At 40.4% G+C, this 5,525-nt stretch carries 5 protein-coding genes; 2 read left to right on the top strand and 3 right to left on the bottom strand.

The window, feature by feature from the left end:
- The 3 genes from B2X72_RS00415 to B2X72_RS00405 form a co-directional block, all read right to left on the bottom strand.
- A partial coding sequence (locus B2X72_RS00415; protein WP_286848003.1) for an Hsp70 family protein occupies positions 1-434 on the bottom strand: 434 nt, incomplete at its 3' end.
- A gap of 131 nt (positions 435-565) precedes the next feature.
- Positions 566-1,450, bottom strand: a complete 885-nt coding sequence (locus B2X72_RS00410) for a GLPGLI family protein (RefSeq protein ID WP_145329039.1) — start codon at positions 1,448-1,450, stop codon at positions 566-568.
- Positions 1,443-4,130, bottom strand: a complete 2,688-nt coding sequence (locus tag B2X72_RS00405) for a TonB-dependent receptor (protein ID WP_145329041.1) — start codon at positions 4,128-4,130, stop codon at positions 1,443-1,445. Before B2X72_RS00405 ends, B2X72_RS00410 begins: the two co-directional genes overlap by 8 nt.
- A 227-nt stretch (positions 4,131-4,357) precedes the next feature.
- On the opposite strand from B2X72_RS00405, the gene B2X72_RS00400 reads away from it, so the two are divergent.
- A complete protein-coding gene (locus tag B2X72_RS00400) occupies positions 4,358-4,912 on the top strand; it encodes a thioredoxin family protein (RefSeq protein ID WP_286848001.1) in 555 nt (184 codons plus the stop codon).
- 205 nt (positions 4,913-5,117) lie between these two features.
- Positions 5,118-5,495 (top strand): transposase, encoded by a 378-nt coding sequence (locus tag B2X72_RS00395; RefSeq protein ID WP_286848000.1) that lies wholly within the window; start codon positions 5,118-5,120, stop codon positions 5,493-5,495.
- The last annotated feature ends 30 nt before the right edge of the window (positions 5,496-5,525 follow it).

The raw sequence follows: 5,525 nt of genomic DNA, 5'->3' as shown, positions 1-5,525 counted from the left end.
TTGAAATATGCAGGAACTGTAATAACAGCTTCAGTTACTTCTTGACCTAAGAAATCCTCAGCTGTTTTCTTCATTTTTTGAAGAATCATGGCAGAGATCTCTTGTGGTGTATATTTGCGGTCATCAATTTCTACACGAGGTGTATTGTTGTCACCTTTAACGATTTTATAAGGTACGTGTTCAGCTTCTTTCACAGCTTCATCGTATGAAAGTCCCATAAAACGTTTGATGGAATAAATAGTTTTATGCGGGTTAGTAATTGCTTGACGCTTTGCTGGGTCCCCAACTTTGCGCTCGCCACCTTCTACGAAAGCTACGATCGAAGGAGTTGTACGTTTACCTTCGTTGTTCGTAATTACTACAGGCTCGTTACCTTCCATTACGGCAACACATGAGTTTGTAGTACCTAAGTCAATTCCTATAATTTTAGACATATCTTGTGTTTTAATTTTTTACTTAATAAATTCTATCAGTCTATTATCAACCCTTATGCCAATCCAAAAGTTTTGTAAAAAAAACACTATTTGTCATCAATTTGTCTTTAGGTACTGCCAAACTGACATTTTCAATACACCAGTTGCTCTAATATCCTTTTTTTTGCTGACTCGTTTTGGCGATTGCGTGGCATATATCTGCCAAAGATTTCCGAAAATTCGGCAAGTTTCATTTTTTTTGATTTCTTATCCCGCCAGTCAGAAGGAATAAGTTTATTGGTATAGGCGATATTGGTAGCCCAATATTGAATGTGCATTTCTGGGATGACAAGACCCAATATCATTCCCGGGAGGCCATGGCTCAAGGCTGGTCCGGCCGATACGGGGATTTCTTCCGAATAGTAGGCAATCAGATAAAGTGAGTCTTTGGTGGCACCGTTGACTCTACGGCAATTTACACCAGCAATATTGCGGAACTCTTCGGTGAAACGCCAAGTGATGCTGTCCAATGTTTCCGAAAGAATATATTTTTCGTCGATATCAAGCTGGATGTCTGCTGTACCAGCTTTCAGATCCTGGTAGAGGACCTTGCCATTCTTGTTGGCGCCAGCTCTAAACTGCCCCCTTTGGTTTCCTCCGCTTCGGGCCGCACCCTGAGATCTGCCCCTTCTGCCATTTGCCGAACTTATCGTAGGTGCAGCCATTTTTACTTCAGCACGTTGCTTTTCGGTACCCTCGCTTTCCTCGGGCATCAACAGGGTAGAATTCTCATCAAAGTAGAAGTTTAATTTTTCTGTATGTGAATCCGGTAGCTTGTCGAGATATTCCATCATTCCCATACCCCTGTCCATTCCTTTCGAGTTCATGTCGTTGGACATCTGCCGTATGCGTGCTTTTGTGTAGGTAACTTTGTCAAAACTGATGGTACCCCTACTTCCAAAATAGGCGTATTGTGCCTGAAGGGATAAACCATACAGGCAGCAGATGATTAGTGTTAAATATATTTTTTTAATCATTTCCTTTCCCTAGATATTTGTTGAAATCCCATTTTACACCGACCAAAAAATACTGCGTCAATACCTGTTGAACAGATTCGGAATAGTTGGTGTCACTCGCATTACGGCGTGTGTTGTTAAAGGTGTTGAAAAGGTCAAAGGCCTTTACGCTGAGTGTCATGCTCTCATCTTTCAGTACTTTTTTCTCCAATTCGATATTGGTATAAAATTGATTGATTGATTTCTTATAGAGTTTTGTAGGTCCTGTGTAGCTATAGAAAAGGTTGGCCATGATATTAAACTTCTTTGGTAGAAAGTATTTGACATAGGCCGAGGTCCCACCTTGAAAACTTGTTGCGTTGTATTGTGTGTTGATCGAGTTTTGTTGGATATTGAAGCCGGCGTTTGCAGAAAGGTCGAAATCGAACCCTTCTGAATCTTGTTCATTTAAGCTTGAACCTAGGCTAAAGTTGGTATTCTTTGCATTGTTCAGCAGAAACTCGCCACCGGATTGTCCGCCTTCAAATTTGGTGTAGCTATAGCTGTTGTTAAATCTAACATTTGCACTTTTGTTAAAATTGATACGTCGATTGGCCAAAGGCTGCATATGGTTGATATTCAGACCACCATTCCAGTTGGATTTGCCGGATAGATTTTCATAAGTACTGATCTGGGCAGAGTTGTCCAGTATGGTTGTTTTGTTGACAATCGGATTATTTACGAAAGATAAGTTTCCGTTGATATTGATGTTGGTTCCTTTCAATAAACTGAAAGCATTATAGTTGGCCGAAATATTATTGTTCACCGCACGTTTTAGGTCAGGATTACCAACTTGTTGAAACAAAGGGTTGGTCTGAGGTTGCAGCGGTTGTAACTGATCAAAGGATGGAATGATATTCGAACTTTGATAAGCTAAACGTATATTTTTGCTATTTGAAAGGCGATAATTCGCATCAACATTTAAATTGTTGTCCCAAAAATTCCGGGCGAGATCGATTGACCTATAACTATCATTTAACTTCTGATTCTTATAGAACGTACGGTTGGAAAAATTGATCTCCAACTTTTCCCTACGATAGGAAAAATTCACATTAACGCCCTGATTGGTGTTATTGTCGATCTGGTTTTGAGAATACAGCGAATCAAACTTTTGGGTAATATTGTCTATCGAATTTTGGGTATTTGTATTCTTCGAATGATTGAAGCTATAACCTAAAGCTAGATTGATATAGTCACTGATTCGGTTATTGAAGTTAATTGACGAGTTGAAGTCATTTCCGCTAGTCCGTCCGTGCCGATCTTGATCAATAATTGTGCTGTCTCCTGTTTTGTAGAAATAGGTTCGCGAATAGACTTTGCTGTCTGAATTTGACTCTTTGTGGTTATTCCCGACCATTAGGTTGACGGAACGACCCGCTTTTAACCGTTTTCTATAATTTAACCGAAAATTATTGTTAGAGCTTGAAGAGTTCGATTGATTGTTCTCTCTAAAGTCGCTGATCGGATTACCTGATCCGTCGCCCGTTTTGCTGTCTGTATAGGTTAGATTAGCGTTGGTGGCCCAATTGGCATTGGATTGCAGGTCCATAGTTTGCGTGGAATCCAGTCGCATGTTAAGGTTTGACCTTAAACCATTGCTTCGACTATGCCTTTCATTATCGTTTTTGCTGTTTTTTTCCTGAATGGACTCGTCTGGCAGTACATTCTTATTGTAAGTCTCCGAGTGATTCCTGTTGCTGTTGTTGTCGTAACCATAGTTGGCATTGACTTTTAGGGCTTTTTTGAAGAACTGATTTTCATAATTGGCACCAAGGTTTGTGTTCAGAGGTTCGCCCGTAATTTGGTTGTTCATGCGTAGAGAGCCTTCACGGCCGCTTGAACTGCCCATGTTGTTGTGACTCGCGGTGATGCCAATCCGCTCAGTCTTATTAAATTTCGCCGCAAAGAGATTTCCCGCATACAATTCTTTTGATCCAGCCAATGCTTCCATGTTTCCAAAGACACCCTTTCTTGCTTTCTCTTTGAGTACAACATTAACTGTCTGAATTCTTACGCCATCATCGATGCCTGACAGCTCAGCTTCCTCCGATTTTTTCTCATAGAGCTGCACCTTGTCAACGGCATCTGCCCGTACATTTCGAATGGCTATTTTAGGATCATAGCCAAAAAATTCTTCCCCATCGATAAACACTTTCTGTACAGATTTTCCTTGAGCCGTGATACTTCCATCTCCGGTAACCGTGAAACCGGGTAGACGACGTAGTAAATCCTCTAGCTTCGCATTTTTTTCTGTTGCAAAACTCGCCGCATCATATTCGATGGTGTCGCCTTTCAGTGTAATTGGAAGACGTCGGGTGACAATCACCTCCTGCAACACATTTCTTTGGGAATTTATTTTGATATCATGCAGGTCGAGATCTTTGTCTGCAATTTGGATCGTATCACTATATAGTTCAAATTTAGGGTAAGTGGCCAAAATAATGTAGCTCCCGGGTTTGATATTTTTGACCTGGAATTTTCCTTCTTCATTGGCTCGGTTAAAATAACGGAGGACTGAATCGCGGTTCAGTAAAATAATGGAAGCATTGGTCAGGGGCTTGTCATCCGCCTTGTCTAGAATCCTCCCCTTGATGTTTATTTGGGAGTAAGCACTGTTGATGACGATAAATAGTAAAAGTATTAATTGAACTAATCTTTTCATGTACGGGTTGTATCTTTCAAAGATAATTTACTTAATCGTTAATAAATGTAAAACATCTCTTCTGAATGTAAAATCTTTGGTATATAAGGCAGAGGAAATCACATTTTTTCTTGCTCTACATGTGCTTTTTGAGCATCATTTTTTTTATTGCATTCAATACAGATTGTTGGCGGAAGGTTTTTTGAGAAAGTTAGAAGTAAAATTTACCTTTGCACAAAATTGGTATTATGACGTTTGAAAATTACTTACAACAATTCGAAGATATCTTAAATCATCCTGAGAATCACCCTGCCTATCAAGATGATGAATATTATCAGTACACAAAAATGAACTGGACAAGAATGGGCCGTTGGTTAAAACGCTTTGAACCAACGTCGACTTTTGAACAATTTGTGGAGTCAATTACTGAAAAGCAACAATGGATCATTATTACTGAACCTTGGTGCGGGGATGCAGCGCATTCGGTGCCTATGTTGGCGAAGATGGCCTCAAAAAATCCCAATATCAGGGTGGATATCCAATTGCGTGACAGCGCTCCGTTTCTGATCGATTCTTATTTAACCAACGGCGGTAAATCTATTCCAATTCTAGTGATACGTAATGGACAGGGGCAGGATTTGGCTGTCTGGGGTCCAAGACCTCAAGCTTGCCAGGAGCTGTTTTTGAAGATGAAGGCGCAAGGGGCAGATTTATCCGAAATCAAAGAGGAGATTCAAAAGTGGTACAATGCCGATAAAGGAACCGAAATCCAAAAGGAAATCCAGGCTTTGCTAGAAAAATAAGAAAAAATACATCTTTATAATAGACTGGCAATTTTTAAGTTTAACCGGATAATCATCTCAGGAGTAGACCTGGTCTTTCCTGAGCATGGTTTGAAAAGGTGAAAGAATTCGCTGTAACAGTCCGCGTTTAACTTCGGTATATGTAAGTGTCCATTCCTGAAAAAGGTTTACAAAAAACGAATATTAAAATCTTAAATTTAATATTATGAAAAAGCGTATGACAAAACGTAAATCAGGGGGACAGCAAGTTTACAGCGATAGCTTCAAAATCCTCGTTTCCAGAGAATACCTTGCGGGCAAGCTGAGTTATTCGCAACTTGCCCAGAAGTACAATCTTCCGAGGGAAGCCACTCCGCGGTATTTTATGAAATGGTACCAGCAGTGGGAAAGCAATCTGGAGCTGGAAGTTCCCCAGGCTGTGGAGTCAGAAGATATCGGGTTGAAAAATGAGCAGGATCTCAGGGATGAACTCTTCCAGGCGAACCTCAAAATTACTGCCCTGGAGATGCTGATCAAAAAAGCGGAGGAGCTCCATGGGGCTGATTTTGTAAAAAAGTCTGGGGCCAAATCGTCCAAGAAATGAAGTCGTGTTACCAGAATGTTTCGGTCTCCA

This window comes from Sphingobacterium sp. UBA7253 (assembly GCF_002472745.1).
Taxonomy (GTDB): domain Bacteria; phylum Bacteroidota; class Bacteroidia; order Sphingobacteriales; family Sphingobacteriaceae; genus Sphingobacterium; species Sphingobacterium siyangense.
This window is presented reverse-complemented; position numbering and strand designations above follow the sequence as displayed.

Coding starts and splice junctions, on each gene's coding strand:
- B2X72_RS00410 (WP_145329039.1), bottom strand. CDS start 1,450: ATGATTAAAAAAATATATTTAACACTAATCATCTGCTGCCTGTATGGT.
- B2X72_RS00405 (WP_145329041.1), bottom strand. CDS start 4,130: ATGAAAAGATTAGTTCAATTAATACTTTTACTATTTATCGTCATCAAC.
- B2X72_RS00400 (WP_286848001.1), top strand. CDS start 4,358: ATGACGTTTGAAAATTACTTACAACAATTCGAAGATATCTTAAATCAT.
- B2X72_RS00395 (WP_286848000.1), top strand. CDS start 5,118: ATGAAAAAGCGTATGACAAAACGTAAATCAGGGGGACAGCAAGTTTAC.